The following is a 26,894-nucleotide window of genomic DNA, read 5'->3' as shown; positions in this document are numbered from 1 at the left end:
TTAGAAGATTTTACGAAGTGTCAGGTGTCGCTTACCAAAAGTGGCACCTGTTGCTTCATGAATAGAAAGCATTTTGTCGTTAAAATCTCCTACCCAGGAAAGCTCGAGTTCATCATACTGATTTAAAGGCAATACATATTCCTTCAGCTTAATAAACAGCGCGGATTCAAGGCCGTGTTTCTGATAGGCTTTCTTAGTTCCCATCACAATCGCACGCATCCTGCTTACACCAACCCAACGTTTGTAAAGAAAAGTCAGCTTTTCGATCAGACCCAGTTTGCCGTTAAAACCTTTGATCATTTGATTGGCGTCAGGAATGATCACCACAAAAGAAGCAGGTTCTCCGTTGACATAGGCAAACCAGATGAGTTTCTCATCCATGATCTCTGCCATTTTCTTAAAACTCTCTTCCAGTGTTTCTTTTTTGATAGGCACGAAGTTTTCAAAATCCTGCCATCCGTCATTGTAAATTTCCATCAGGTCCTGTACATACTTTGCCGCATTTTTCTTAGAAAAATACTCAAAAGTATAACCTGGTTTATTGGCTACCCAGTTGGCGATTTTTGTAAAACGTTCCGGGAAAGGTTTTCTGACCGCCAGGTGATTGGTGATTTGCTGATAGGACGTCTCAAATCCATAATCTTCAAAAAAGCGATGATAGTATGCGTGATTGTAATTCATGCCGTAAGAAGGCGGCGTAAAGCCTTCTACGAGCAATCCCCAGAAGGAATCATTCTCTCCAAAATTGATGGGGCCATCCATGGCTTTCATTCCCTGTTCCTGCAACCAGGTTTTTGCCGTATCAAACAGCAGGAAAGCTGCTGCTTTGTTGTCGGTGCATTCAAAGAAACCCATGCCGCCGGTAGGTTGTTCATACTGGTAGGCTTTCTTTTCGTTGATAAAGGCAGCCACCCGGCCAATGGTATTTCCGGTATCGTCTTTTAAAATCCAGCGCTTACAGGTACCGTGTTTAAAGAAAGGATTTTTTGCTGCGTCGAATATCTGTTCAATTTCCGCGTCCAGCGGACAGATCCAGTTGGGATCATCTTTATATAGAAAACGGGCAACGTTTAAAAAATCTCTTTTGGTCTTTGAATCGGATACTGCTATAATCTGCATCTGTTGGGCTGGAATTAAAATAAAAAGCATCCTGAGAAGGATGCTTAAAAATCATTATGTTCTATCTGTTAATAGTCGTCGTCGTCATCATCATTGAAGTTCTCGAAGTTATCCAGATCGTCTAAAGGCATATCAAAATCGTCATCTTCATCATCCTGATATGACTTCTTTTTACTGGTTTCTTCACTTGAATCATCCATCTCAGTTTCAGGGTCAACTAAAGGGCTCTTGTTAATCGGTGTTTTTGGAGTTTTCATTACAAAAAAAATAAATTCAGTAAGGTTTTTATTGGTACGTTAAAAATACAAAAAATCTTTTTAAATATAAGCAAAGCTGTTTTATTTGATTTTTTGGTGCATCAAAATTAGTATAAAAAACTTTTACGGGAAGAGTTATTTAAAAATAAATAACAGATTTATTTTGCGTAGCAAAAAGGAGGGAGGAGGGCAAAAAAAAATGGTAAAGTTTGAGGCTTTACCATTTTTTAACACACAAATGAAACCTGAATTGAGATATAGTTTTAGGTTAGGTAAAATATCTTTGATCAATTCTATAAGAACGCTTTTTACAAACTATGTTTGTTTTAATATCTATAACAAGTTTAATGCAAATTTAAGCAGGATTAATATAGAATTAGTAAGTGGTATGTATAATTGAGTAAACGGTAATTTAGGGCATTAATGGGATAGAAATGGATACAAAAGTGCCCGAAATCCCGGTCTGTTGTACCTTTATCTGTATAGGATTAGCTTCAACCTGGTTTAATAAATTGATGCGTTCTTTGGTCAGGTCCATTCCTTTACTCTGGTGATCACCTTTTCTGTTCCTGAGGGAATTGTCTATACCAACACCATCATCAATGATTTTTATGATCAGGTGATCGGGTCCCTGCAGGTCAATCAGCAGGTCGATTTTACCACCTTCCTCCTTAGGCATGATGCCGTGCCAGATGGCATTCTCAATATAAGGTTGCAGAATCATCGAAGGAACCATCGTTTCTTCTTTGTCAATGGCCGGGCTTACCTTGATCTGGTACATCAGTTTATCACCGAATCGTTTTTTCTCCAGGCTCAGGTACAGTTCCAGGTAATCCAGTTCTTCCTCCAGGCTAATGAAACTTCGGGTACAGATTTCCAGGTTCTTCCTGATCAGCTTCGCAAAGCCCGTCAGGATTTTATTGGCGGAATTGGTATCCTTTGTATTGATGTAATGCTGAATCGAATTCATCACATTGAAAACGAAATGGGGATTCATCATCGCCTGCAAGGCACGTTGCTCCAGCATCAGTATTTTGTTCTTCAGCAGCAATTGCTCCTGTTCTTTATTTTTTTGTCGCCGGGTAACAATAACTGCCAGCTTATAAAAAGCAAAACCTGCCAGCAGGAAAACCAGGATCAGGAACCAGGTGGTTTGCCAGAAATGTGCTTTGAGTACGAAATTAACCTTCGCAGGGCTACTCCAGTTGCTGTTATTTGATTTGGCACTCAGTTCAAAGCTATATTCTCCAGGTTCCAGAGAAGAGAATTCAATCCTCCGGCTTTTTGTTTCTGTCCATGGGGCATCTGCTTTTAAGCGGTACCGGTAAAGGATGTTTTTGTTCTGGAAATCTATGGCACTATAGTAAAAGGTAATGCTGTTGTTGGAAGGATCCAATACATGGTCCTGATGGTCCATTCCCAACTTACTTTTGTTGTTGACTACAGAAGTGATGTATACTTTTGGTGCTTCCTTATTGTGTTCAGATTGGTTGTAAGCAAAATAAACTAGGCCATTATTGGTCGCAAAATAGGCGTTCTTATCGTCAATATACAGACAATTCACATCATCGGTCAGCAGTGCATTCGTGTATTCAAAAGATTCGACGTTCGCATTTTCCCCATCGAAGTAAATCCTGTTGATCCCATTATTGGTGACCACCCAGGTCTGGTTGTTTTTTACAAACAGGCGTTTACAGATGTTGTCCGCTAAGCCATCTTCTTGTGTGATGACCTTGACGATCCGTCCCTCTTTCATAAAGAGCAGTCCGTTTCCATCCGTTGCGAGCACAAGCGTACGGTCGGGAAGCTCCTGAATGTCGTTAATCCGCTTGGTTAACAGGGGTTGTTTTTCAAAGAAATTAGTTAAGGTTCCCTTATTGAACTCGGATAAGCCATTGATGTTGGAAAACCATAAGCCCTGCTGCCGGTCGTAAAATACCCGGTAAGACCTGTTGTTAAAGAAATCTTCGCCCTGCTTGAAGGAAAGGGAAGTGAATTCAAATTTCTTTAGCCTGTCCGGGATAATCACCACACCCGAAGAAAGGGCCAATGCCAGGTTTTTAAGTCCTCCTGAGGAGATGCTGAAACTTTTGATGACAAACATGGAGCTGCTCGTTTCCCGGAGATAATCGATATTCCTGTTGTTTTTGTCGCTTTCATTTATCCTGCCCAAACCATAATCAGAAGCAAAATAAATGGAATGGTCAGTGCTGTCGAAAGCAAGTTGTTTAATGATGTTGTATTTCTTTTTATCCCCTAATGAGATTTGATTGATCTGACTGCTCTGCTGATCAACAACATTGATCTTTGCTTCGTCCATACCCAGCCACAACCTGTTTTTGTCGTCCTTTATAATGCTTTTTACCAGGTCACTGCTCAGCCCGTTGGCTTTATTGACGACATATAACCGTTCATTTTTCTGAGGGAGCATATAAATGCCATTGGTCGTCGTAAACCACATATTCCCTTTCGCATCCCTGATCGCCTGACTGGAAGAGATATTGTCCAGGTAACGCTTAGTTTTTCCGTCGGATTCAATATGGTAAATGCCGGAAGCATTGCTTAACCAGAGGTCTTTATTTTGATCCAGGTGAAAATACCCCGGATCATTACTCAATAGCGCGTTATTTACTTTTGTCAGTAATCTTTCCTCGTTGCCTGTTCTGATCTTCAGACCCGAAGCATCGAGGTAGGCGAGGGTTTTATCGGGAAGGTTGAGCGCTGTTTTATAGGAAATCGGTAAACTGCTATGTGGGGCAACTTTGAATTTATTTCCTTGCAGCATCCGCACAGAGGTATTGCTGACTGCCCATATTTTTCCGGTACCATCTTCATGAACAAAAGTATTGATAAACTGCCGGTCATGGTCGGCCGAAATGTATTTTGTAATGTGTTTGCCATGATACATCACGAGCACATTCTTGTTCGTTCCCAACCAGATCCTTCCTTTACTGTCCTGGAAAAATGAAACAATCACGGCATTGAACTTGAGTAATTTCAATAAATTGTTGTTGGTCTCATTGTAAATCTTTCCATTGAAAAAATAGCTGAGCTGACCATTCAAGGCGAGAAACCAGATCTTTCCGCTTTTATCTTCTTTTAACTGGAGGATCTGGTTGTCGGGAAGACCATCATTGATCGAAAATGTTTCAAATATTTTACCGTCAAAACGACTTACCCCTGCATCGGTAGCGATCCAGATGTATCCTTTACTATCCTGTAAAGTATAAAAACAATTGTTACTTGGAAGTCCGTTCTTTGTACTGAAATGCTGAAGGTAAGTGCTTTGTGAAAAACCAGTTGTGCTGAACAAAAAGCTTAAAATGCTGATCGTAAAAAGCTTAACGGCGTTTATTTTTTTCTTATTTATCACTTTCAAAACGGGTATATGATTTAATCTTCTCTGCGAAATCACTGGCCCTTCTTCTTGAAACCGCAATTTTTTCTCCATTCTTCAGGATCACTTCCATACCATTCTTAGAATTATATTCCTTTAAATAATTCAGGTTGACGATGCTGGATTTATGGATTCTGACAAACTGTTGTTCCGGAAGGATTTCCTCATATTCTTTTAAAACCTTGGAAACGGTAATGGTTTCTTTATTGGCCAGGTGAAATATGGAATAATTGCTATCTGCTTCAATATGAATGATATCATCAATATTGATCAATGAATAGCCCTGCCCATTGGGTAAACTAATCTTCCTGATCTCATTTCTTTCTGATAAATGAACAGCCAGATTTTGAAGACTTTCATTTCTGTTGTGCTCTTTTTTATTCAGGGCGATATATTTACCGGCTTTTTCTACGGCCAGTTTCAGCTCATCAATATCTATGGGTTTTAACAGATAATCCAGCGCATTGGCCTTAATTGCCCGGAGTGCATACTGATCATAAGCAGTGGTAAAGATCACATGTGATTTACTGAGTTGTGCCTGCGGAATCAGGTCAAATCCATTCTCTCCGGGCATGGCAATGTCCAGGAATATCAGGTCTATCTTGTTGTTGCTCAGTAATTGTCGCGCTTCAGCTACAGACTTGGCAATCCCCGAAATATGGATGTTCTCGCAGTTTTCCTGTAATAAGAAATAAAGAGAGGAACGGGCAAATTCTTCATCGTCAACAATAATTGTATTCAGCACAGTTTATCAGTTTTATAGGGTGAATTTATTAAAAAATTGAGGGAACTAAGAATATTTCTTCCGCTGTCTGAAAACCGTCCTTCTTTTTCTCTCGTAGATGCCTTTATAAAACCCAATAAATTTTATGAACCTGAAACCTGCGCAGGTAAGCTTCATAAGCTTTAACCCAAAACCAAAAACTATGAAACGATCATGATCTTACAGATGAACTAACGAAACGAACATCATGATCGCTTCATGGCCATAAAAAAATAGCCTTATGAAAAACTTACAAGAAGAAAAAGAAATGCTGCAGGAGGAAAGCAGTATTTTTAACTCCACATTGCAGCGTCGTTCTTTCCTGCAATATGCAGGTGCAGGAGCAGCAGGTATTGCATTGATTGCTGCCGGTTGTAAAAAGGACCGAAATAATCCAATGGAACCGGGAAAAACCGGCGTAACGCTGGATTTTAAAGATGATTTTGGTGTATTAAATTATGCCTATGCATTGGAGCAGCTGGAGGCTGCCTTTTATATTCAGGTAGCTGCCACTCCCTATGCCAATATCAGTGCGGCAGAACTGGCGTACTTCAAAGACATTCAATTTCATGAGATTGCCCATCGTGAATTTTTCAAAAACGCATTGGGAGCAGCAGCGATAGGCAGCCTGGAGGTTGATTTTTCAAAGATCAATTTTGCGGACCGGACCAGTGTACTGGGAACTGCAAAAGCTTTTGAAGATTTAGGTGTTTCCGCTTATAATGGTGCAGGAAGTTTATTGAAAAGTACCGTTTATTTAACCCTTGCCGGTAAGATTGTTTCCGTGGAGGCCCGCCATGCGGCTTATATCAGAGAATTGATTTCTCCTAATTCCTTCTCTAATGTGGAAGTGGTGGATATGGTCAATGGCCTGGATAAATCCCGGAACCCTTTGGAAGTACTGGCCATTGCAGGTGGATTTGTAAAAACAAAAATCAACGTAACCAATTTTAACGCCTAAACCTGGAAAACATGAATATCGTAGATATATTAGAAGAAATTGAAAAAGTGGATGGAGAAGTGTATGAACGCTTTAGTCCGAGAAGAACCGCTATGAAGGAGTTTTTCAATATCGGTAAAAAGGTAAGCCTTGCAGCCATTCCTATGGCATTAGGTTCGATGTTTACCAAAGCATACGGACAAAGTACTTTACCCTCAGGCGTAAAAGCGGTACTCCAGTTTGCACTAACATTGGAACATTTTGAAGCAGCATTTTATACCCAGGCATTAAAAGCAACGGGTGGTGCAGATTTTCCGGGATCAGCACAGGGCACTTTGGATAAAACCGCGATTGGCATCATCAGCGGACATGAAACGTCACATGTGAATTTCCTGAAAGGCGTGATTGGTTCAGATGCTGTTGCCGCAAAAGCGAGTTACGACTGGACTGCAAGTGGTGCTTTCCCAAACCCTTTTGCAGTTGGCAATTATGGGGTCTTCCTGGCAGTAGCACAAGCTTTGGAAGATACCGGTGTTCGCGCTTATAAAGGACAGGCTCCTGCTTTAGTAGGACAGGGAGGGGTGTTGACGGCTGCATTGAACATTCATTCTGTGGAAGCCCGTCATGCGGCTAAAATCCGTTACATGCGTGCACAAAATGGCTTTGCCATCAAACCCTGGATTACCGGAGGAAATGATAGCGGGGTGCCAAATGCGGCGGCGGTATATGCGGGAGAGGAAACGACTACTCAGGCTACCATTTCAATTATCGGAATTAACGCAACTGCAGTGAATGCTGCGGCGGCCTCAGAATCATTTGATGAGCCCTTAACTACCCAACAGGTGTTGGATATTGTAAAATTATTTGGAGTTTCTTAAGAGGGATGATTGTTTAAGTTTAAGGTGAGAGGGGAACGTAAGTTCCCCTCTTTTTTTTAGTAATTGATCACCTGTTCTTCCAGGTGTTCCGGAAGATCGCGGTAATTGTATTGCTGACCACGAAGCTGAGGTTCAAAACCGGCTTCTCTGATCGCATCCTGAATTCCTTTCGCCGTAAAGCGGTGTGGTGCACCAGCTGCAGAAACAACATTTTCTTCAATCATGATGGACCCGAAATCATTTGCTCCGGCATGTAAACACAATTCTGCTACATTTTTACCTACAGTAAGCCATGAGGCCTGAATATTTTTAACGTTAGGCAGCATGATCCTGCTCAGCGCCAGCATTCTGATGTACTCATCGCCGGAAACATTATTGCTGATGCCCCTTAATCTTTTTAGTAAAGTACCGTCATCCTGGAAAGGCCATGGAATAAAAGCAAGGAAACCTTTGGCATCTGCCGGCTTCTCACTTTGAACCTCCCTGATCCATACCAGGTGTTCAAAACGTTCTTCAATAGTTTCTACATGTCCGAACATCATGGTCGCCGAAGTGGTAATGTCCAGCTGATGTGCAGCGCGCATCACGTCCAGCCACTCTTTTCCGCCACATTTCCCTTTGGAAATCAACCTTCTGACACGGTCGTTCAGGATTTCAGCACCTGCACCAGGCAGGGAATCCATTCCGGCTGCTTTCAATGCACGCAGTACTTCCGTATGAGAAATGCCTTCCAGTTTTGCCACGTGTGCAATTTCCGGCGGACCTAAAGCATGTAGTTTAAGATCAGGATATAATTCTTTAAGTTGTTTAAACAGATCGGCATAAAATTTTAAGCCAAGGTCAGGATGATGTCCGCCCTGAAGCAGCAACTGATCGCCGCCTAATCTGAAAGTCTCTTCAATTTTAACTTTATAAGTCTCGATATCTGTAATGTAACTCTCGTCGTGGCCAGGTCTTCTGAAGAAATTACAGAATTTACAATTGGCAATACATACGTTTGTAGTGTTTACATTTCGGTCTATCTGCCAGGTTACTTTCCCGCTGGGTACTTGTTTTTTCCTCAGTTCATTGGCTACATAGGCCAGTTCGGCAGTTGATGCATGGTGATACAAAAAAACGCCTTCTTCCTGGGTAAGAAAGTCGAAATGTAAGGCCCTATGCAATAATTCGGCAGTATTCATACTGCAAATATACCATAAGTTCCTTTCTTTTTATTTCACATTATTATCACATTTCCCTTTTGCTTTATTCCTATATTTGAAACAATTATTTTAATAGATATGGTAGATTTTAACCGTTTTACATTGGCCAATGGATTGCGTGTCCTGGTACACGAGGATGATACAACGCCTATGGCGGTGTTAAACATTCTATACGACGTTGGTGCAAGAGACGAAGAACAAGATAAAACCGGCTTTGCCCATTTATTTGAGCACCTCATGTTTGGGGGCTCTGTAAATATTCCAAGTTATGATGAACCCCTGCAAAGGGTCGGTGGAGAGAACAATGCTTTTACAAGCAATGACATCACCAATTATTATATCACCCTTCCTGCCACCAATCTGGAAACTGCTTTCTGGCTGGAGAGCGACCGCATGCTGAGCCTTGCCTTTTCTGAGAAAAGCCTGGAAACACAGCGCAATGTGGTGTGTGAAGAGTTTAAACAGCGTTACCTGAATCAGCCTTATGGCGATGTATGGTTGAAACTGAGACCTCTTGCTTATAAGGAGCACCCTTACCGCTGGGCCACCATCGGACAGGACCTGAAGCAGATTGAAGATGCCAAAATGGATGATGTAAAAGCATTTTTTCAAAAGCATTACAATCCTCAAAATGCCATTATGGTAGTTGGGGGTAATGTAAAGACCGCAGAGGTGAAAGCACTTGCCGAGAAATGGTTCGAACCAATCCCGGCAGGAGAACGTTACCTCAGAAACCTGCCAACTGAACCTCAGCAAAAGGAAGCACGCCAGGAAACAGTAACCGCAGAGGTTCCGCTGAATGCCATCTATATGGCTTTCCAGATGCCCGACAGGGTGGATAAAGACTACCAGGTTTACGACCTGCTGTCGGATATCCTTTCACAGGGACAATCGTCCAGACTGTACAATAGCCTCCTGAAAGAACAACAATTATTCAGCGAGATCAATGCTTACCTGACGGGGAGTATTGATCAGGGATTGTTCATCGTAGAAGGGAAACTGGTAGAAGGGGTAACCATGGAAGCCGCCGAAGCTGCGATCTGGAAAGAACTGAATGCCATCGCAGCGGAAGAAGTAACGGTAGATGAACTGACCAAGGTGAAAAACAAATCCGAATCCATCATTGTATTTGCCGAAATGAGCCTTTTAGATAAAGCCATGAATCTGGCTTATTATGAATTATTAGGAGATGCGAACCTGCTGAACACGGAGATTCATAAATACCATGACGTCACTTCAACACGTATTTTAGAAGTTGCACAACGTACCTTCGTAAAAGAACAATCTTCAATTTTATACTATTTAACTGCTCAAGATGCTTAATCGTACGTTAGCGCCTGAATCGAAACAGGTAGATGAAATAAATTTTATTGAACCATTAACGCAACAACTGGATAATGGGATTCCTGTATTTACGATCAATGCAGGTAAACAGGAACTGGTACGCATTGAGTTTATATTTGAAAATGTAAACTGGGACCAGTCAAAACCCCTTCAGGCGGTAGCCGCAAGCCATTTGATCAATAATGGAACAGCAAAGCTAACTGCCAGAGATATTGCAGAAAAAGTAGATTATTACGGTGCTTTCCTGCAAACGGAATATGGTGCCGATCAATCAAGTGTCAAAGTCTATACTTTAAATAAACACCTGGCGGCGGTATTGCCGATCCTCAGGTCGATCCTTAATGAGAGTATTTTTCCTCAACAGGAACTGGACATTTTTATCCAGAATCAAAAACAATCTTTACAGGTGAGCTTGCAGAAGAATGATTTCCTTGCGAGGAAACATTTTGCGCATGCCATTTTCGGAGATTCTACCTACGGTTCTAATATTGAAGCTGCTGATTACGATGCCGTACAGCAGGCAGATTTATTGAGCTATTTTAAAGCGGCCTATAAACCCGAAAACTGTACGATTATCGTGGCCGGGAAGTTCGAAGAAAAAGAATTTGACCTGCTGAATAACTTTCTTGGAAAAGAATGGGACAACCACGAAAAATCGGTGGTCAACAAATTTGAGTTTAGCGGAGGAAGAAAAGGAGAAGTGCTGATTGAGCGTCCTGATGCGATCCAGTCGGCCATCCGGATGGGTGCGCTCGCTATTACCAGAAAACATAAAGATTTTCCGGGATTCCAGGTGATGAATTGTTTGCTGGGTGGTTATTTCGGATCCAGACTGATGGCAAATATCCGTGAGGATAAAGGTTATACTTATGGTATTGGTTCTGCAGTGGTTTCCTTAAAAGACGCCGGTTATTTCTTTATTGCTACAGAAGTAGGAGCAGACGTTTGCAGCAGTGCATTGACGGAGATTGAAAAAGAGATTGAACTGTTGAGAACAGAACCCGTGACTGAAGAAGAATTGAACCTTGTCCGCAATTACATGCTTGGGTCAATGCTGGGTAGTCTGGAGAATGCTTTCTCTCATGCCGACAAGTTTAAAAATGCTTATTTCTCAGGTTTGGATTATACCTATTACGATAACTATATCGAAACCGTAAAAACGATTACCGCTGAAGAACTGAAACAGCTGGCCAATCAATATTTAAATCCTGCCGACTTTACCAAAGTCGTGGTTGGAAAGAAATAAAAGGAAATATCCTGGCTATTCTATTTTAGCCAGGATACCTTTTTGTTTGTCCGCCTGATACAGCTTTTTATGAAAAGCGACATAATCATTGTATTTTTCAGCAGGATATTGTTTGTTAATGATAGACTTTGTCCGCGTGTAGATAAGGGTATTATCTTTGGCAACAACCTTTGCCGTATATTTTCCAAATTCAGACTCGATCAGAATATCCTTAGGGATAAATTCTACTTTAAATCCCTTTGGGATGGTGTATATGACCTCATCTTCATCCAGGTAACCATAATTAAGCGAGAAAGGAGTCTTGCGCTTTTCAATTGGTGTCAGCGTATTTTCCTGTCTGTTCAACAGGTTCATGGTGATGAACATTTTCCCACCACCTCCGGTTAACAGCTGACTGCTTTTCAGGCTGATGCTTTCATTCAGTAAAGGCTGATCTTTATCCGGCTGGGTATACTTCAGCGAGCTGATCTCCATATTCGGGATGCCCAGGGAATTCATGATGTTTTTACGCTGCGTTACAGGCTCTATCAGCATTAATCCAATGTTGTCTTCATATTGTGCGTTTGCATATTTGGTGTCAATCTGGATGTCTGCACTGCCTTCTTCATTTAGGTTAACTTTTGTACTTCGTTTCATATAATTGGCGGAAGCATTCAAAAGCGGGGTTTCCACGAGTTTACCACCATCTTCTGTCACCAATAAAACCGTTCTGCCGGAATTGTTATTTCCGATAAAACCCGTTGGATCATAAGAACTCGTACATTCCAGCCAGGTCGTATCTTTTTCTAAAGGGACACAAAGAATCATGTGATTGGCCTGATTCATACTGGCATATTTGCGGTTAAGAGAAGGCATGCCATTCCCGATCACAACCAGGTTTGATTTAATTCCAGCTTCCTGAAGCATCGCTTTCATGTAATTGGAAAGACCTTTACAATCTCCATAGTTCACTGTAGATACTTTCTCGGCAACGATAGGGGTAAACCCACCGATACCAAGCTGAACGCCCACATACCTCGTGTTTTCCTGTAAATAGCGGTAAAGCCGTTTGATTTTTTCTTTTGGTGATTTGGCATCTTTGATGAGCGCCTGCACTTTTGATTTTGCTGATTCCGGTAAAACCTGGGATCCACTGCTCAACTGGTATAACCAGATGCCCAGATTTTGCCAGTTTTCAATGTTTGCTTTGGAACTGTCATATTCAAACTGATTGGGAGCCAGGCTGACCCATGGCGTTACCGTCTTTAATCCCGTACTCATGGGTTCATGGACCAATGCAGGGACAGCAGTGCAGGACCATTGATACTGCATCAGGTCTTTTACCGCCGTAGAATCCGTTTTCAATCCAACGCTGTTCAGCCGTTTAAAGCTAAATGATTTCGGGATCTTAAAAGTATAGGACGATTTCTCTACTGCCATTGCCCAAGAGGATGCCGGATTCCAGGAAGGGTAGTTTAGAATGCCGCTGTAATCGACGCTATAGCTGTATTCAATCGTATAAGGGAAAGAAGCATATAAAAATTCCATGTACTTTATTCTGCTATCCGAATATAGTGTGCCTCCTGATACAGCACTCCCGTCTTTGAAATCAGAAGAACGATATTCCTTTATTTTGGCTCCTTTTGCATCGTAAAGCGTTGCTTTTAAATTGTAAACATTGGAGAATTTATCATAATGCTCATACATGTTAGAGGCACCTTCTCCCTTTTTATTTAAAATGGTGACCGCTGTTTTATAATCTTGTCTGGCAGTTCCCAAGCCCTTAACCTCATAGACCATTTCTTCATTTCTGACCACAAGGGCGGCATTTTCCGTTAGCGCAGCAGGAATTTTGCTGACATCATATTCTCCCTGTGCATAGCTACAGATCCCGGCAAAGCTCAGCATGGCCGTCAACATTAATTTCTGTTTCATTAAATCTTTTTAAATACGATTTGTTCCGCCTGCTTTCTCACAATGTTTTTAAACAGTTCTTTTAAGTCCTGATATTCTTCCGGCGTATAAAACGCTTTTTTAAGGGTGATTTTGCTGGATAGTAAGAGTTTGTTTGCCTCTGTTGCCGTCATAAAAGTAAAAGAGGCACTCTCATCCGGTAATACAATTTTTTCATTTTTTGGCGTCTTGTCCAGTTGATATCCTGTAGGAAAATCAATGGTAATGCGGTAATTCTCCTCCGTAGGATAGCCAAAATCTACAGGGAATTTACGCTCTTCCAGTTTGAATGGGTTTTCTTTAGTCCGGTCATACAACAAGGGGCTGAGGTATACTAAATTACCGGCTTCTTCCACGTTATCCTCGATCAGCACATCCATCACTTCTGCTAAAGGCTCTTCCACGAGATTTAAATTTGTGACCTGGTAGTTCTTAACGCTTAGTCCGGGTTTGTCTCCTTTATATTTCTTCAGGTATTCTTCTTCATTTGCCGCGGCATGATAGCTATCGCGGTGCTCCAATCCTTCATAGTTCGTGAAGGAAAGAAATAGCTTGCCTGATAATTTATTTTCGGCATCGAGCACCAGACTATAGGTGATGTTTTTCCGGCTGATTTTATCTTCTTCAAGAGAAATCCATTCCCCGTTTTCCGATGCCATATCTACCTTGAATCCTTCGTGATTAAGGTTTTCGTAAGAAATTAATCCTGGGGTATGGTTCTTGTCTGTCGCATCCAGAAGGAGGTACTTTTCGCCGGTCTGCACAGCTACGATCACATTGTCAAACTGCGTCAGCATTGGGAATCCGGGATGCATCCCATTGGATCTGGTACTGAGCAATACGGGAAATGCTTTAAGGTCTGTTTCATTCAATAAGCTATATAAACTCAGGTTGATGTCTGCGGAATTCCCTGATTTCTTCTCAAAAACCGCTTTTGGATTTGAAACCGTCGCATACTTGCTGTTGTCATCATCCCATTTTACATTATTTTTTACATAGTTAAAGAGGATTTTGACGATGCTGTCCTGATTCTTTTCCCCTTTGATCAGTTGTTGAACCAGGTTTTTATGGTAACTTCTCTTATCAGTGAAGGTGCCAAACTTTTCATTTTCTTTTAACATCTTCACGATCTTTGGCCAGCTGGAGGTATGCTCCTGATACATCGCACCCGGAAAACGCGTGGCACTCAATTCAAACTCAATCTTGCTCACATAATCCCTCAGGGTGGTAATGAAACGTTCTGTTTTTAGGGCCGGAACATTTTCAGCAATATAGGTGCTCTGGTTAACCACTGTAGAGAGTTGATCTCCTTTCAGCATAAAGGTTTGATTTTGCGGCTCATGACTCGGATTTAAATGAACAAAACCTCCGGCTGTTGTTTTGTAAGTGTAATATTCAGGAATTCTGATCTGAAGGCTGGAGTATAAAACGGGAATCTCTTTCTGAAAATACCAGGGACTGAGTGTGAAGGTAAAGTCAGAACGCGTCCGGTATTTATATTCTATGATAGCACCTTCCTTTACATTGGGAAGGGTGAATTTCTTCATGGTGAAGTTCTTGTCCTGTTTTTCAGAAAACTTAGCGTCTTTATTGATCTTGCTCACCACCATTTTACCATTTTCCATGTTATAGGTAGCTGCCTCCATATAGTCGAGTGAGGTTTCATAGCTATTTTTTTTGTAAAACTGGATCTCTAAATTCGCGAGGTCATAGCCATTTTTATTGATGATCTTATAACGGGTATGCCGTTCAAATACATAGACAAAATCATTGGTTTTAGGACTTAATTCAAACCAGCCTTTACCCACGTCGAACAATGCCACGGCTGCGGCGGCAGAATCTATACCCGTTACTTTGGTGTCGAATTCTGTAGGATCGATCTTTCCATATTTGAAGTTTTTTGGGGTAACAGGTTTATTCTGAGCGTAGGAGCAGAGCGAAGCCAGGAAGAAAATGCCGGATAACAGCAGCTTTATCTTATTCATGAGTGGTTAATTATTTTAGGCAATTATAGCTGTTTTTCCTCAGAAGAAAAATTCTATTTTTTTGTTTTTCTACACTGTAACAATTCGATCTGTTGTGGCAACCGGAATATAACTTTTGATTAATACCTACATTTTTCCACAATCATCCAAAGGGTTAAATAGAAAAGAATTATTTATTGATATTTGTGCCCAATTAAAATCTTTAAGATAAATATGTCTCCGAACAAAATACATGCGAATGACCTTACTTATAAAATCAACCCTGATTTATCCACTGTGGACTGGACTTACGTATGTGAGCTGTTTTCTAAGGTAGACTGGAGGAAAAGGGAAGAAGCAGAAATAGAAGCCGCATTCAGAAGAAGCAGCTGGACACTATTCATTTATAAGGAAGATCAGCTGATTGCTTTTGGAAGGACGGTAGACGACGGAAGGTATTATGCAGTATTGGCAGATATTATTGTTGATCCCGACTTCCAGGGAAATGGGTTGGGTAAATATCTGGTCAAAACCCTGAATGAACAGCTGGGTGATAATTATCATTTCGTAAACTTAACTGCTGCTCCTGGAAAAGGAGATTTTTACAAGAGTCTGGGATGGAAAAAACAGTCCACCTGTTATATCTGGCCTCAGGGACCAAAACAACTCAGACAACACACCGAACCTGAAGAAGAAGCCGGTAACTAATCCGTATCTAAGCTCGCTATTTTTAATTCTTTGAAGGTGGAAGGCCTTCGTCCGGTCATCTGGAAGAAAGTATTGCTAAAGGAGGAGATGCTATCGTAACCAACCTCATAAGCGATTTCGCTAATGGTGAGGTCGCTTTCCAGGAGTTTCTCCATGGCTTTAGTGATCCTGACGAGTTTCAAATATTGAAAAAAAGAAATGTCCAGGGAAGCCTGGAATACCCTCGATAAGGTACGTTCACTAAAACCTGTTGCAGCAGCGATGACCTCCAGCGTCAGGTCGTCCGCCAGATGCTGATGAATATACAAGAGCACCGGCCTCAGTCTTTCATTATCTGTAGTGGGTACGACAATAGGTAAAGGATGCTTGCTGATGGTAGGGAGTATATTTTGTATCGTGTTTAAAAAGCCATACTCATGTGTTCCTGGAAAAATGTCGCCATTCCAATGCTCAGAAAATTTAAGCATTTCCAGTAACAGCCCATTCACCGGGTAAATTCCGATATGGTCAAAAAAAGGATTATCCTCTTCGGGGGCCGTATCAAAATAAATATTGCGGACAATGGCTGCGCGGTAACGGTGTTGCAAATGATGCTCCACACCGGCAGGAATCCAAAGGTAATGACGTGCCGGAATAAAATAGGATTTGTCGTTCGCATAAAGAAAAATCACTCCCCCTTCCACATAGGTTAACTGCCCCTTGATGTGTTTATGGTGCCGGAAACGGTCTTCAAATTTACTATGCCATACATAAGTGCTTTCCTGATGCGCATCAATTGCAGAGAGTAAGGATTCGTTGCTTAAGGTATTCATGTGGCTGGTTTGAACAAATATATGTCGGTTTAGATAAAATAAAGAAACAATTCTTATCCGAAATTTGTGCCATTAATTAATCTATATGAATTTTAGTCCGTATAAAAGAAAGTTTGGGATGTGCATGTCCGTTCTTTTATCCTCTCTTTTCGTCCATGCACAACACCCTTTTAGTCCTGAAATCCCATTGACCATCAAAGAGGTCTGGCAATTAACCGACAGCAATAGCAGGAAGCTTCAGATGAAGCAGCTGGAGGTATTGGCTGCAGAAGCCGGTATTCAGGTGGCCAGATCAGAAAGACTACCTGAAATTGCTGCCAATGGCGTACTGGCGTATATTTTTCAAATGCCGATTTACGAAAAAGGCTTGTTTCATACGCCCTCACAGTATCCGGTAGAGCCTAAATATTACAAGGTTTCTGCAGATGCTTATCTGAACATTTATAACGGCGGAAAAACCAATAGGGAGATTGCTGTATCGAGGAGGGAGAATGAGCTGGCGACCGCCAGAAAGAACCTGACTAAGCAGGAAATCCATTATATCGCAGCGGTTTATTTTTACGATGTATACCGCAATAAATCTTATCAGCTGTTGCTGCAACAAGACATTAAAGACCGGGAAAAGCAGCTCCATGAAATCAACGAATTGTATAAAAATGGTACGGTGTTAAAAAGTGATGTCCTGCGCGCCGAACTGCGCTTGTCGAGACAGAGAATGATGCTGACCGAAATTGAGAACAGCATTGTAATCGCCTCGCAAAAGCTGAACCTTTTAACCGGCAGGGCAGATGATGTGCGGTTGAACCCGGTCGTTTCTGACACGGAAGCCGATCCTGTAATGTTAAAAGGATTGTCAGATTACCTGTCTGAAGCCGAGTCAGGTTCCTTTAAAGTTCGGATTTCGGAAAAAGAACAGGAGCTGAGTGCACTAAAGCTGAAGCAAATAAAATCCAATGTGCTTCCTTCAATTGGCTTGTTCGGGGAGTATATGTATGCTTATCCTCAAATCCAATTCTATCCTTATGCCCTTTCACTGTATAGCAATGGAATGGCCGGGATTAAGTTAAAAATACCTGTTTCTTCCTTTTATACGAATAAACACAAAGTGAAAGTGGCGGAAATCCAGTTGCACAGGCAGGAAGTGGAGGATGAAGAAGTAAAGGAAAACCTGCGCCAGGAAGTTCAGGAATATTATATCCGGTATACAGAATCGCTGAAAAGAATAGAAGTGGCCTCAGAAAACATTACACAGGCTTCAGAAAGTTACCGCATTGTACAAAACACGTATTTCAACCAGTTGGCTTTATTAACCGATCTGCTGGACGCAGAAACGCAGTTGTTACAATCGAGGTTTGAACTGACGACCGCAAAAGTAAACGCCAGAATTCAATATTATCAATTACAAAAAGCAGTAGGCACCCTATAAAAATGAGCACTAAACAACAAAATAAAACAGATAGAATAATTTCAGGTGTCACGACCGTGATTGCGGCCATTGTAGTGGTCGTATTGCTGTTTTGGGGAACAAGAACGGTATTTACTTATTTAAAATATGAGGATACCAATGATGCCCAGGTGGAAGAATATATCAATCCGGTAACGTCAAGGGTAAATGGTTATATCAAATCGGTACGATATGTAGAGAATCAGGAAGTGAAAAAAGGAGATACCCTCCTGGTGATCGATGATAGTGACTATACCGTGCAGCAGGACGAGGCCCAGGCTTCATTGTCCAATGCCAAAGCCCAGGTTTCTGTATTGCAGAGTAACATTCAGACTGCCGGAACAAGCGCAGGAGCGAGCAAAGCAAAAATCGCTGCGGCGAAAGCAAAACTATGGAAACAGCAGGCAGAATACGACCGCTATAAAAAGCTGTTCGATGCCGAATCTGCTACCCGCCAGCAACTGGAAAGTATGCAAAGTATGCTGGAAGTTGCGCAGGCGGAGTACAATGCCGCTCAGGAAGATTATGCTGCTGCCCTTTCCAAAACAAACGACATCAGGGCACAGACTGAAGTGTTGCTTTCTGAAATTCAGCGGAGAGCGGCGGTGGTAAAAAGGAACGACCTCAATACCTCTTATACGGTAATTGTAGCGCCTTATAACGGAAAGATGGGAAGAAGAACGATTCAGCCGGGTCAATTGGTGCAAAGCGGTCAAACGATTGCTTATATCGTAGATCGCGATGCAGGGAAATGGGTGATCGCCAATTTTAAAGAAACACAGATTGGGAAGATGTATGTCGGAGAGCCGGTCGCCATCGAAGTAGATGCTTTTCCGGGGAGAGAATTTTCAGGAAAAATAGAATCCTTATCAGCGGCTACAGGGTCCAGGTTTTCTCTTTTACCTCCGGATAATGCGACGGGGAATTTCGTGAAAATTGCACAAAGAATCCCGGTAAGAATCCGCCTCGAAGGAGCCATGGAGTCCTTATCGAATCTGAATGCCGGAATGAGCGTTACCGTACATATCAAAAAGAACAATGATTAAGGCGGTACCCATTTTTAAATCCTGGGTGCCGGAATGGCTGATCCGGCTGAGCATCATGCTGCTGCTGCTGTCGTCTGTGTTGCTGTTTGCCTTATCTACAGCTGATGGAAGTGCTGCTGCGGGATATTATGGGATGGAACCGGCAGATGTGCAGTTTTCTTTGCTCTTGTTTTACGCAGCTGTTGCCAGTTTTGCGGGGGTAGAACGGAGGTTCTTTGAACGGATCGTGACCAAAGAGTATTTACTGATCTGTATTGTACTGGAGATTTTAATTGCCTATTGCTGTTACCATACCCGGGAGATCTGGCTGGTCTTTACTTTCCGGTTTTTACAGGGATTGGTGAACTGCGGAATTACGAGCATCTGCTTAAATCTACTGTTCGGACGGCTAAAATCAGAACATGCCAGAGAAGTAGGCTATACGATATTTTATGCGATGATCCTGTGTGTATCTCCCGTAACGGCGTTATTTGCGGCACCTTTGGTGGAAAATTTTGAATATAGTGTTTTGTATAAGGCGATCATTTTTTGCTTTCTTCCCAGTGCGGCCTTGCTATTCATGATCTTAAACAGGGTTCACATTTTCCGGAAAAAACCTTTATATCAATTAGACTGGGCCAGTTTTTTATTGTTTGTGGTGATGCTTGTACTCATCGCCTATGTATTGATCTATGGGCAGCAAAAAGACTGGCTGGAAGATTCAGGGATGGTGTACAGCATTGTCGCCATTTTATTGTTGTTTCTGACCTCCGTTCTGAGACAGCGATCATTAAAACGTCCTACAGTAGATCTGGCGGTATTTAAATACCGGAATTTTAGTATCGGGATTGTTTTTCTGGTGATCCTTTACCTGATCCGGGGAGCGTTCGGATTAACCACTACTTATTTTATCACGGTTTTAGGGATGGATTCACTACATGCAAATGAACTGATGATTTATAATATTCTGGGAATCATCACCGGCTCTTTTATTGCCATCCGGTTTTTAATCCTGCAAAAGATGCTGCGGATTTTATGGATTGCGGGTTTCGTTTTATTAATGGTGTTTTTTGGAATGATGTGTTTTCTCTTCGCTACGGAAGCTGATGCGGAAACATTTATTATCCCTTTGTTTCTTCAGGGCCTGGGAGCAGGAATGGTGATGTCGCCGATTGTGATGTTCATTGTTTCTGCTGTGCCGGTACAAATGGGGCAATCTGCAGCTTCAGTAGGGGTTTTTGTTCGATTCTCTGCGTTCAGCCTGAGTGTGTCACTGATCAATTATTGCCAGCTGTATTTTAAAGGAGGTCATAGTAAGGATATGGGGAAAGGACTGTCTTTCCTTGATTTCGGCCTGGCAGAGCGGTTGCAGATTTACCAGTCGACCTTATCAGGTCATGGCATGTTGAAAGATCAGGCGGCTAAAGTGGCCACTGGCTTACTAAACAAAGCCGTTCAGAAGCAGGCCTTCCTTCAGTTTTGTATTGATTACTACGAAATGATTGCCATACTATGCCTGATTACCATCGTATTGATTGCCTTGCAACCAGTCATTAGCAGGACGATAATTAATGTAAAAGGAAAACATCCTGCACCCGCTGGATTTTAAGAGAAATGAGTTGATTTTACAGAGGGTAATAACAATGATTTTCCTGGTTACGGGCTCGTTCGGAATAAGGTAGAATGAAAGCAGAATCAAGCCCGGATAGAACAGGGATCAAACACGGAATTTGTCCCTGTTCTATCCGTGTTCTATCCCTGTTTGATCCCTGTTCTATCCGGGCTTTATCCGAAGCAGTTCCGATTTTGTTTCCTCTATAGAATGATCCAGTATCCGGTACTTAAAAATACGTTATTTTTTAGAGTTTAGCCGGAAGATTTAACTGCGTAATCCTTCTTTGATTTCATGGTAAATCTGCTGGGTTTCTGCGACCGGAATTTCCAGGGCTTTGCCATAATCAATAATGGCTCCGGCAAATAATTCGAGTTCTGTATTTGCTTTTCCGGATTGTACATCCAACTGCAAAGAGGTAGGCGTCTGATAAGGAAAAGATGCGGCTTTTTGGAAGGTCTTCTCAATGATGTCTTCAGAAATCGCAATTCCTTTCCTTTTCGCTATCGCTTCAATCTCTTTCATTATCAGCGATGCCCTTTCATGGAGTGCAGATTCTTCCACTACCTGTCCGATTGACTTATTGTATCGCGCTGTGACTAAGCCAAAGCTGGCAATGAAGAAATATTTTGTCCAGATATCCGGGAAGGAATTTTCTTTATAATCCAGGTCAATACCGGCGTCTTTTAGCAGCTCCGCAATTTCCAATGCATCATATTGCGGATTTTCAGGGTCTCTACCCATTACAATTTTACCTGGATTGCCTTTATGCTCTACTATTCCCTTTTCTTTAATATGGGAGGCTACATATACGCAGGAGGGAAGCACGATCCCATTAGAAATAATCTTACGAATCCGCTCATAGATATCTACCCCGTTCATTAAAGGTAAAACAACAGTGTCTTCCTTAATGCTGGATTTTAACTGCAGGCAAATGTTTTCCAGATCGTATTCCTTTACACAAAGGATGAATACATTGGTTACAGGCAATTCTGCTACATTGCGGTAGATCTGATGGGGATGGGCAACCGGGTTTGCATGTTCTGCAGAAAGTAAGGTCAGCCCTTTTTCTTTTACGACCTCATAGGTTTGCGCCCTGGCAACAAATGAAATGTTCGCCGCATCGGATGAAGCATATTTCTGAGCGAGTTTAAACCCGAAATAACCTCCAACACCACCAAGTCCTATTATAGTCAGTTCTTTTGTTTTCATTAGAATGTGATTTTTTATTTTTGGTTATGAAGCTATCATGATCCTGGTAATCAGTCGTTATGTGATCTGTAAGATCATGATGGTTTCATTTTCTCTTTAGGAATTTGTTTTTACTATTTATTTCATCGAGGGGAGCAAAGTACACACAATATTGGATTTTCATAGCGGATTTTGCAGCGGATGTTGCGTTTTCGGATTGTTTAAAACAATTCCTGAATTAGGAAGTATTTATTTAAAATGATTTATAATTTTGAAATGGACAATAAGTCAGATCATTAAGGTTTGTGAGGCAAGGGAAAAAGGAATGAGCACTGATAAAAAGATTAAACAGATATGACATCTATATGAAAGAACTAATGATATCGACCGATCGCCTCTTCATCGCTGAAATGACTTTAGATGATGCTGAATTTATTTTGAAGTTATTGAATACGGAAGGCTGGAAAAAGTTTATTGGCGAGAGGAATGTAAACAATAAACAGGAAGCGGAAGTGTACATCCGGAAAATTATAGATAATCCTAATTTCAGCTACTCCGCAGTACGGCTTAAAGGTGGAAATGTTCCCATTGGAATGGTCAGCATGATCAAGCGCGATTATCTTGATCATCATGATATTGGTTTCGCTTTTCTTCCAGACTATAACGGAAAAGGATATGCCTTTGAAGCAGCATCAGCGGTTTTAAATCATCCTTCTACACTTGCTGTACATACGAAGATCCTGGCTACAACCCTGAAGCACAATAGTAGTTCTATTCAGCTTTTAGAACGCCTCGGTTTGGTTCTGGATAAGGAAATAAAAGTAGAGGGAAAGGAGCTGTTTCTGTATAACGTCGGGGTGGATGAGCTCTTGTTAAATCAGCTTACCCATCGTTTCTTTGGCATTTTTAACAATACAAATGAGGACCAGCCGGACTGGGGAATGATTAACGAAACCTGTTTGCCGGAAGCCATTTTCATTAAGAAAACAGGTCTGGAAGAGGAGGTTTATCATTTACAATCTTTCATCGCCCCCAGAAGGAAAATACTTTCTGATGGAACGTTAAAAGAATTTAAAGAATGGGAAACCCTTGCAGAAACAAAAATCTCTGGAAACATCGCACAGCGCTTTTCAAAATATGAAAAAAGCGGTGCTTTAAATGGAACTTCATTTAAGGCATCCGGAAATAAGATCTTTCAGTTTATTAAAACCTGGGAGGGCTGGAGGATTAGTGCCGTAGTCTGGGAAGATGTTACTGCTGGTTAATCAGGGTCATCTCTTGTAATACATGCCTTTCGATTCGGGCATGGTATCCTTGAAGCCGAAATTCCATGCTGTAAGGTAACTCATGTTTTTAGGTTAAAATCCGGCTTTACTACGCTGAGGGCCGAAGGTAATTCTGCTTTGCAAAGATAAAGAGATTCAGAAAAGGAGTTTCGTTTAATGGTTCTTTTTTGAAGCATAGCCATTGCCGGAAATAGCGGTTTTTAACTCCTTGTAAATGAGTTGGAATTGAAGAGGGCTTAACAATTTGTTTATAGTAAGCGATTAAATTTGTCTTTCAATAATCAAAGCTTAACGCAATTCAAATGGAAATTCAAAATGGCAGGGGGTATCAGCTGATCAAACTCCTGATGTCGGGATTTTGTATAGGATTAATAATGATATCAGGGGCCTGTAAAAAGGACAATATAAAAAAGGAATATCCACAGGGAAGTAATGAGCAAATCAATACCTGGATCCTGGATAGCCTTAATCGCTATTATTATTGGGCCAGTGAATTGCCGAAGAAACCTGATTTAGGGCAGTTACCAACGAGTTTTTTTAATTCGGTAAGAAATACCAGCGATCGTTTTTCTCAGCTTTATCTGCCCAATCAGGCAGGTGCCCCAAGTTCCCGTTCGCTATATGGCTTTGATTATGCGGTTATTCAGGAGCCGCTCAGTCAGCAGGTTTTTGGACTGATAAAATGTGTTTTGAAAGGATCCCCTGCAGAAAGATATGGCCTTAAAAGAGGCGCTTATATTCGTAAAATTAACGGGAAAACCTTTAACAATAGTAATGTGGCTACACTTGATCAGGAGTTGCTTACCGGCAGGACAACTAAACTGACGCTGACAGAACTAAAAGAAGGGATATATACTGATCAACCGGAGCTGAATATGATTGCAGGCTTAACTTTTGATCAGCCTCCGGTTCATCAGGTGATAGAATGGGGAGGGGCGAAAATTGGATATGTCTACATTGATGGTTTCTCGGGAGGCTTAAGCAGGACCCTTATTCCTGTTTTCTCCGGATTTAAAAACGATGCAGTTTCAGACCTGATCATAGACCTGCGGTATAATTCCGGTGGAGATGTATCAGAAGCTGCAGGGCTTTGCGCGATGATTGCCCCGGGAATAAATTACAATACAGATTTTATCACTTATAAGGGAAATAAGAATGGCGGACAAAGGAAAGAATCCATTGGTGCGGCTGCAACCTTCGATAAAAGGGTGGAGTTCAATTCGCTTCTTCAAAGTAACATCAGTATGAAGCGGATTTTTGTACTGGCAACAGGAGCCACCGCCTCCGCATCGGAAGTGCTGATCAATAACCTTAAACCTTATATGCAGGTAAAAGTAATTGGAGAAAAAACAATGGGTAAAGACGAAGCCAGTTTTTTAATCCGGGATGAGCGGAGCCCTAAACAGGTAGATTGGGAGATGTATCCGATCATCTATAAATTATTCAATGCACAAGGGCAGGGTGGATACCAGACCGGAATTCTTCCGGACACAGAAGTCAGCGAATTTTCGGTACTTCCATTGGTTCCATTTGGAAATGTGAATGATGCTTTGTTAGGTAAAGCTTTGGCTCAGATTTCATCACAGGGAAAGATTGGCCAGAAGCTTTCTTCTCTTGCTGAACCTAAATCTGCTCCCCAAAATAGCGTTGTCCTCTCCGATAGTCATCTTAGTAAAGCAAGCAGGAGTATTGTGCTTACTCACCGGTAATCTTAAAAATAGAAAAGACGTTAACACATTTGATTTAGGCTTAATACTAAGTTAAAATAGGGAAGCTAATTTCGGAGGTATAAAAACTGAAGAAATTTTATCCCTATATATCTTGAAACAGTTAGACAAATCCTTGCTTGAGAAATTAGTTGTTTTGCTTCGCGAAGGTGATACCGCTGCCTTTAATGAGTTGTATTATCGTTATAAGGGGAAAGTTCATCAGTTTGCTTATCGTTTTGTGAGGTGTTCTGAATCCGCGACTGAGCTAACCCAACTCGTCTTTGTACGCCTTTGGAAATACAAACATACGATAGATGAATCCCGTGATTTTGATGCTTTTTTGTTAACGATCACCAGAAATCTGGTGTTCAAAGAGTTTCAGCGTAAAGCTAAAGCGGATGCCTATCAGAATGAACAATTGAAGATAGAACAGGTTTATGATCCTGTGGCCAGTTTTATGGATTTAAAGGATTACCGGAATCTGGCCGAAAGGGCAATCAATAGTTTACCGCCACAAAGTAAAAAGGTGTTTAAGCTGAGCCGTGAAGAAGGGGCCACGTATGAACACATTTCCAATCAATTGAACATTTCTAAAAATACAGTCCATAGCCACATGGCCAAATCTTTGAACCATATCAGGCAATATTTCAGAATCCATACGCCGGAAACGGTATTGATATGGTCTATTATACTCTCGGTCTTTTAAATTAATCAACCCCCTCTTTAAGAGCAGCCTTTTGAAATTCAAGAGGCTGTTTTTTTTTGTGTTGATTATCAATGTTTTGTGAATTATTTAAAATTTATTTCATTCCCGACTAGACATCTGGCCATTTAGCGGGGTATATACTTATAGACAGGCAGAAGTTTAGCCGTCTTAAAGTAATGAAAGTGAATACTAACGAAGAAACAAAGAAATTATTTAAACTTTATCTGGAAGGGAATACGACTCCCGAGCAGGAAGAAGAATTGTTTTCCTATATCCGCGGGCAGGAAGAAATAGACGAATATTTCGAAGAGTTGACTGCAACGGCATGGAATGAAGACAACAGCTGGAGAGATGATTCATTATCTGCAAAGGTAGAGCTGCAATCGGTCTGGTCAAAGATAGCGGAAGAAGAAGATCTTCGCAAAAAAGCAAATTCATCCTGGTTAAAATATGCGGCTTCCTTTATCCTGGTTTGCGCTGCTGCTTTAGGCTGGTACTCGGTAAAAACAGAAACAAAAGAAGGAAGTCAGCAGATCGCCTTAATGACTAAAATCACCAAAAGAGGGGAAAGAGTTAAGCTGTTACTTCCGGATAGTTCTGTGGTTTATTTAAATGCAGTGAGTAAGCTGAGCTTCCCTCAACATTTTGAAAAAGGTAAAACCAGGGAAATTCACCTGGAAGGAGAGGCCTTTTTTGAAGTGAAGTCTGATGCCAGTCGCCCGTTTATTGTGCATAGCGGAAATTTACAAACCAGGGTACTGGGAACGTCGTTCAATATCGATGCTTATCCGGGAAGTCAGCATTTCAGTGTCTCTGTACGTACGGGAAAAGTTGGGGTCTCTGCTTCAGGTGAAGGTAAACTGACACACCTTTCTTTCCTGACTCCTGGGAAAAACCTGGTCTATAAATTAAGAGATTCGAGCTACGCAGTGAATGAAACTAAAGCTGCGGACCTTAACAGCTGGACAGAAAACCGGTTCATCTTTAAAAATGAATTGCTGAGCGTCATCCTTACCCGCCTGGAGAGGAGCTACAATGTGAGTTTTAACGTGAAAAATGAAAAGATGTTGAAGAGCCGTTTCAATGCGACTTTCCACAATAAAAATATCAAACAGATTATAGAACAACTACATATTATGAGTAGCGGTAAGATACATTATGAATTTAACGTACATAAAACAATAATTACTTTATGGGGGGAGGAAGCCAATGATTAGCTAAGTTTTTATTAAAACCGCCACATCCCTATTGGCTACGCTATGAAAAATATAATTCAATAATTACAAAAACAAACCGCCCTGCTGTAACAGGACGGTTCTTAAAAATGTTTCGTAACTCTCGATAATTAAAAAACTTTCA

Annotated in this window: 21 protein-coding genes; 12 read left to right on the top strand and 9 right to left on the bottom strand. The window is 41.4% G+C overall.

Features of this window, described 5'->3' with window-relative positions; all coding sequences use genetic code 11:
* From BLQ87_RS08655 to BLQ87_RS08635, 4 genes are all read right to left on the bottom strand, one after another.
* Positions 1 to 1,119 (bottom strand): N-acetyltransferase, encoded by a 1,119-nt coding sequence (locus BLQ87_RS08655; RefSeq protein ID WP_074606882.1) that lies wholly within the window; start codon positions 1,117 to 1,119, stop codon positions 1 to 3.
* 68 nt (positions 1,120 to 1,187) lie between these two features.
* Positions 1,188 to 1,376 carry a hypothetical protein gene (locus tag BLQ87_RS08650; RefSeq protein WP_074605772.1) on the bottom strand — a complete coding sequence of 63 codons (189 nt, stop codon included), beginning with the start codon at positions 1,374 to 1,376 and terminating at the stop codon, positions 1,188 to 1,190.
* Between the two features lie 412 nt (positions 1,377 to 1,788).
* The gene (locus BLQ87_RS08640) at positions 1,789 to 4,749 is read right to left on the bottom strand and encodes a ligand-binding sensor domain-containing protein (RefSeq protein ID WP_245723823.1); all 2,961 of its coding nucleotides are present in this window, start codon (positions 4,747 to 4,749) and stop codon (positions 1,789 to 1,791) included.
* Positions 4,739 to 5,518: a LytR/AlgR family response regulator transcription factor gene (locus BLQ87_RS08635; protein WP_074605770.1), complete on the bottom strand. Its 780-nt coding sequence runs from the start codon at positions 5,516 to 5,518 to the stop codon at positions 4,739 to 4,741. The genes BLQ87_RS08640 and BLQ87_RS08635 overlap by 11 nt, the downstream gene beginning before the upstream one ends.
* A gap of 259 nt (positions 5,519 to 5,777) precedes the next feature.
* Between BLQ87_RS08635 and BLQ87_RS08630 the strand changes: the two genes are divergently transcribed.
* Together BLQ87_RS08630 and BLQ87_RS08625 are read left to right on the top strand one after the other, a co-directional pair.
* Positions 5,778 to 6,497 carry a ferritin-like domain-containing protein gene (locus tag BLQ87_RS08630; RefSeq protein WP_074605769.1) on the top strand — a complete coding sequence of 240 codons (720 nt, stop codon included), beginning with the start codon at positions 5,778 to 5,780 and terminating at the stop codon, positions 6,495 to 6,497.
* An 11-nt stretch (positions 6,498 to 6,508) separates the two neighbouring features.
* Entirely contained in the window at positions 6,509 to 7,354 is an 846-nt protein-coding gene (locus BLQ87_RS08625) for a ferritin-like domain-containing protein (protein WP_074605768.1), read from the top strand.
* A gap of 56 nt (positions 7,355 to 7,410) precedes the next feature.
* On the opposite strand, the gene BLQ87_RS08620 is transcribed toward BLQ87_RS08625, so the two are convergent.
* Positions 7,411 to 8,535, bottom strand: coding sequence for a CofH family radical SAM protein (locus BLQ87_RS08620; protein ID WP_074605767.1), 1,125 nt, complete (start codon positions 8,533 to 8,535; stop codon positions 7,411 to 7,413).
* 99 nt (positions 8,536 to 8,634) lie between these two features.
* On the opposite strand from BLQ87_RS08620, the gene BLQ87_RS08615 reads away from it, so the two are divergent.
* Together BLQ87_RS08615 and BLQ87_RS08610 are read left to right on the top strand one after the other, a co-directional pair.
* Positions 8,635 to 9,879, top strand: a complete 1,245-nt coding sequence (locus BLQ87_RS08615; RefSeq protein WP_074605766.1) for a M16 family metallopeptidase — start codon at positions 8,635 to 8,637, stop codon at positions 9,877 to 9,879.
* Positions 9,872 to 11,146, top strand: a complete 1,275-nt coding sequence (locus BLQ87_RS08610) for a M16 family metallopeptidase (RefSeq protein ID WP_074605765.1) — start codon at positions 9,872 to 9,874, stop codon at positions 11,144 to 11,146. Before BLQ87_RS08615 ends, BLQ87_RS08610 begins: the two co-directional genes overlap by 8 nt.
* A gap of 15 nt (positions 11,147 to 11,161) precedes the next feature.
* Here BLQ87_RS08610 and BLQ87_RS08605 read toward each other — a convergent pair whose 3' ends face one another.
* Both BLQ87_RS08605 and BLQ87_RS08600 read right to left on the bottom strand, forming a co-directional pair.
* Complete coding sequence (locus BLQ87_RS08605; protein WP_074605764.1) at positions 11,162 to 13,060, bottom strand: DUF3857 domain-containing protein; 1,899 nt, start codon at positions 13,058 to 13,060, stop codon at positions 11,162 to 11,164.
* Positions 13,060 to 15,063, bottom strand: coding sequence for a DUF3857 domain-containing protein (locus tag BLQ87_RS08600; RefSeq protein ID WP_074605763.1), 2,004 nt, complete (start codon positions 15,061 to 15,063; stop codon positions 13,060 to 13,062). Before BLQ87_RS08600 ends, BLQ87_RS08605 begins: the two co-directional genes overlap by 1 nt.
* 213 nt (positions 15,064 to 15,276) lie before the next feature.
* Between BLQ87_RS08600 and BLQ87_RS08595 the strand changes: the two genes are divergently transcribed.
* Positions 15,277 to 15,750, top strand: a complete 474-nt coding sequence (locus BLQ87_RS08595) for a GNAT family N-acetyltransferase (RefSeq protein ID WP_083361770.1) — start codon at positions 15,277 to 15,279, stop codon at positions 15,748 to 15,750.
* On the opposite strand, the gene BLQ87_RS08590 is transcribed toward BLQ87_RS08595, so the two are convergent.
* Positions 15,747 to 16,562, bottom strand: coding sequence for an AraC family transcriptional regulator (locus BLQ87_RS08590; protein ID WP_074605762.1), 816 nt, complete (start codon positions 16,560 to 16,562; stop codon positions 15,747 to 15,749). The genes BLQ87_RS08595 and BLQ87_RS08590 overlap by 4 nt on opposite strands.
* Before the next feature lie 85 nt (positions 16,563 to 16,647).
* On the opposite strand from BLQ87_RS08590, the gene BLQ87_RS08585 reads away from it, so the two are divergent.
* The 3 genes from BLQ87_RS08585 to BLQ87_RS08575 are packed head-to-tail and all read left to right on the top strand — an operon-like array spanning position 16,648 to position 20,640.
* A complete protein-coding gene (locus tag BLQ87_RS08585) occupies positions 16,648 to 17,988 on the top strand; it encodes a TolC family protein (RefSeq protein WP_074605761.1) in 1,341 nt (446 codons plus the stop codon).
* 2 nt (positions 17,989 to 17,990) lie between these two features.
* Positions 17,991 to 19,052, top strand: coding sequence for an HlyD family secretion protein (locus tag BLQ87_RS08580; protein WP_074605760.1), 1,062 nt, complete (start codon positions 17,991 to 17,993; stop codon positions 19,050 to 19,052).
* Positions 19,045 to 20,640: an MFS transporter gene (locus tag BLQ87_RS08575; protein ID WP_074605759.1), complete on the top strand. Its 1,596-nt coding sequence runs from the start codon at positions 19,045 to 19,047 to the stop codon at positions 20,638 to 20,640. The genes BLQ87_RS08580 and BLQ87_RS08575 overlap by 8 nt, the downstream gene beginning before the upstream one ends.
* Before the next feature lie 270 nt (positions 20,641 to 20,910).
* On the opposite strand, the gene BLQ87_RS08570 is transcribed toward BLQ87_RS08575, so the two are convergent.
* A complete protein-coding gene (locus BLQ87_RS08570; RefSeq protein WP_074605758.1) occupies positions 20,911 to 21,855 on the bottom strand; it encodes a ketopantoate reductase family protein in 945 nt (314 codons plus the stop codon).
* 344 nt (positions 21,856 to 22,199) lie between these two features.
* Here BLQ87_RS08570 and BLQ87_RS08565 point away from each other — a divergent pair, with 344 nt between their 5' ends.
* From BLQ87_RS08565 to BLQ87_RS08550, 4 genes are all read left to right on the top strand, one after another.
* Positions 22,200 to 23,099, top strand: a complete 900-nt coding sequence (locus BLQ87_RS08565) for a GNAT family N-acetyltransferase (RefSeq protein WP_074605757.1) — start codon at positions 22,200 to 22,202, stop codon at positions 23,097 to 23,099.
* Positions 23,100 to 23,422: 323 nt separating this feature from the next.
* Positions 23,423 to 24,829, top strand: a complete 1,407-nt coding sequence (locus BLQ87_RS08560) for a S41 family peptidase (RefSeq protein WP_083361769.1) — start codon at positions 23,423 to 23,425, stop codon at positions 24,827 to 24,829.
* Positions 24,830 to 24,941: 112 nt separating this feature from the next.
* Entirely contained in the window at positions 24,942 to 25,535 is a 594-nt protein-coding gene (locus tag BLQ87_RS08555; protein ID WP_074605756.1) for an RNA polymerase sigma-70 factor, read from the top strand.
* A 182-nt stretch (positions 25,536 to 25,717) separates the two neighbouring features.
* Positions 25,718 to 26,752: a FecR family protein gene (locus BLQ87_RS08550; RefSeq protein ID WP_172664772.1), complete on the top strand. Its 1,035-nt coding sequence runs from the start codon at positions 25,718 to 25,720 to the stop codon at positions 26,750 to 26,752.
* Positions 26,753 to 26,894 lie beyond the last annotated feature (142 nt).

This window comes from Pedobacter steynii, assembly GCF_900103665.1.
Taxonomy (GTDB): domain Bacteria; phylum Bacteroidota; class Bacteroidia; order Sphingobacteriales; family Sphingobacteriaceae; genus Pedobacter; species Pedobacter steynii.
Note: the sequence above shows the minus strand (reverse complement) of the source record. Positions and strands in the feature narration are given on the sequence as shown.

Coding starts and splice junctions, on each gene's coding strand:
- BLQ87_RS08560 (WP_083361769.1), top strand. CDS start 23,423: ATGGAAATTCAAAATGGCAGGGGGTATCAGCTGATCAAACTCCTGATG.
- BLQ87_RS08630 (WP_074605769.1), top strand. CDS start 5,778: ATGAAAAACTTACAAGAAGAAAAAGAAATGCTGCAGGAGGAAAGCAGT.
- BLQ87_RS08595 (WP_083361770.1), top strand. CDS start 15,277: ATGTCTCCGAACAAAATACATGCGAATGACCTTACTTATAAAATCAAC.
- BLQ87_RS08615 (WP_074605766.1), top strand. CDS start 8,635: ATGGTAGATTTTAACCGTTTTACATTGGCCAATGGATTGCGTGTCCTG.
- BLQ87_RS08585 (WP_074605761.1), top strand. CDS start 16,648: ATGAATTTTAGTCCGTATAAAAGAAAGTTTGGGATGTGCATGTCCGTT.
- BLQ87_RS08580 (WP_074605760.1), top strand. CDS start 17,991: ATGAGCACTAAACAACAAAATAAAACAGATAGAATAATTTCAGGTGTC.
- BLQ87_RS08655 (WP_074606882.1), bottom strand. CDS start 1,119: ATGCAGATTATAGCAGTATCCGATTCAAAGACCAAAAGAGATTTTTTA.
- BLQ87_RS08610 (WP_074605765.1), top strand. CDS start 9,872: ATGCTTAATCGTACGTTAGCGCCTGAATCGAAACAGGTAGATGAAATA.
- BLQ87_RS08620 (WP_074605767.1), bottom strand. CDS start 8,535: ATGAATACTGCCGAATTATTGCATAGGGCCTTACATTTCGACTTTCTT.
- BLQ87_RS08650 (WP_074605772.1), bottom strand. CDS start 1,376: ATGAAAACTCCAAAAACACCGATTAACAAGAGCCCTTTAGTTGACCCT.
- BLQ87_RS08605 (WP_074605764.1), bottom strand. CDS start 13,060: ATGAAACAGAAATTAATGTTGACGGCCATGCTGAGCTTTGCCGGGATC.
- BLQ87_RS08600 (WP_074605763.1), bottom strand. CDS start 15,063: ATGAATAAGATAAAGCTGCTGTTATCCGGCATTTTCTTCCTGGCTTCG.
- BLQ87_RS08565 (WP_074605757.1), top strand. CDS start 22,200: ATGAAAGAACTAATGATATCGACCGATCGCCTCTTCATCGCTGAAATG.
- BLQ87_RS08625 (WP_074605768.1), top strand. CDS start 6,509: ATGAATATCGTAGATATATTAGAAGAAATTGAAAAAGTGGATGGAGAA.
- BLQ87_RS08575 (WP_074605759.1), top strand. CDS start 19,045: ATGATTAAGGCGGTACCCATTTTTAAATCCTGGGTGCCGGAATGGCTG.
- BLQ87_RS08590 (WP_074605762.1), bottom strand. CDS start 16,562: ATGAATACCTTAAGCAACGAATCCTTACTCTCTGCAATTGATGCGCAT.
- BLQ87_RS08570 (WP_074605758.1), bottom strand. CDS start 21,855: ATGAAAACAAAAGAACTGACTATAATAGGACTTGGTGGTGTTGGAGGT.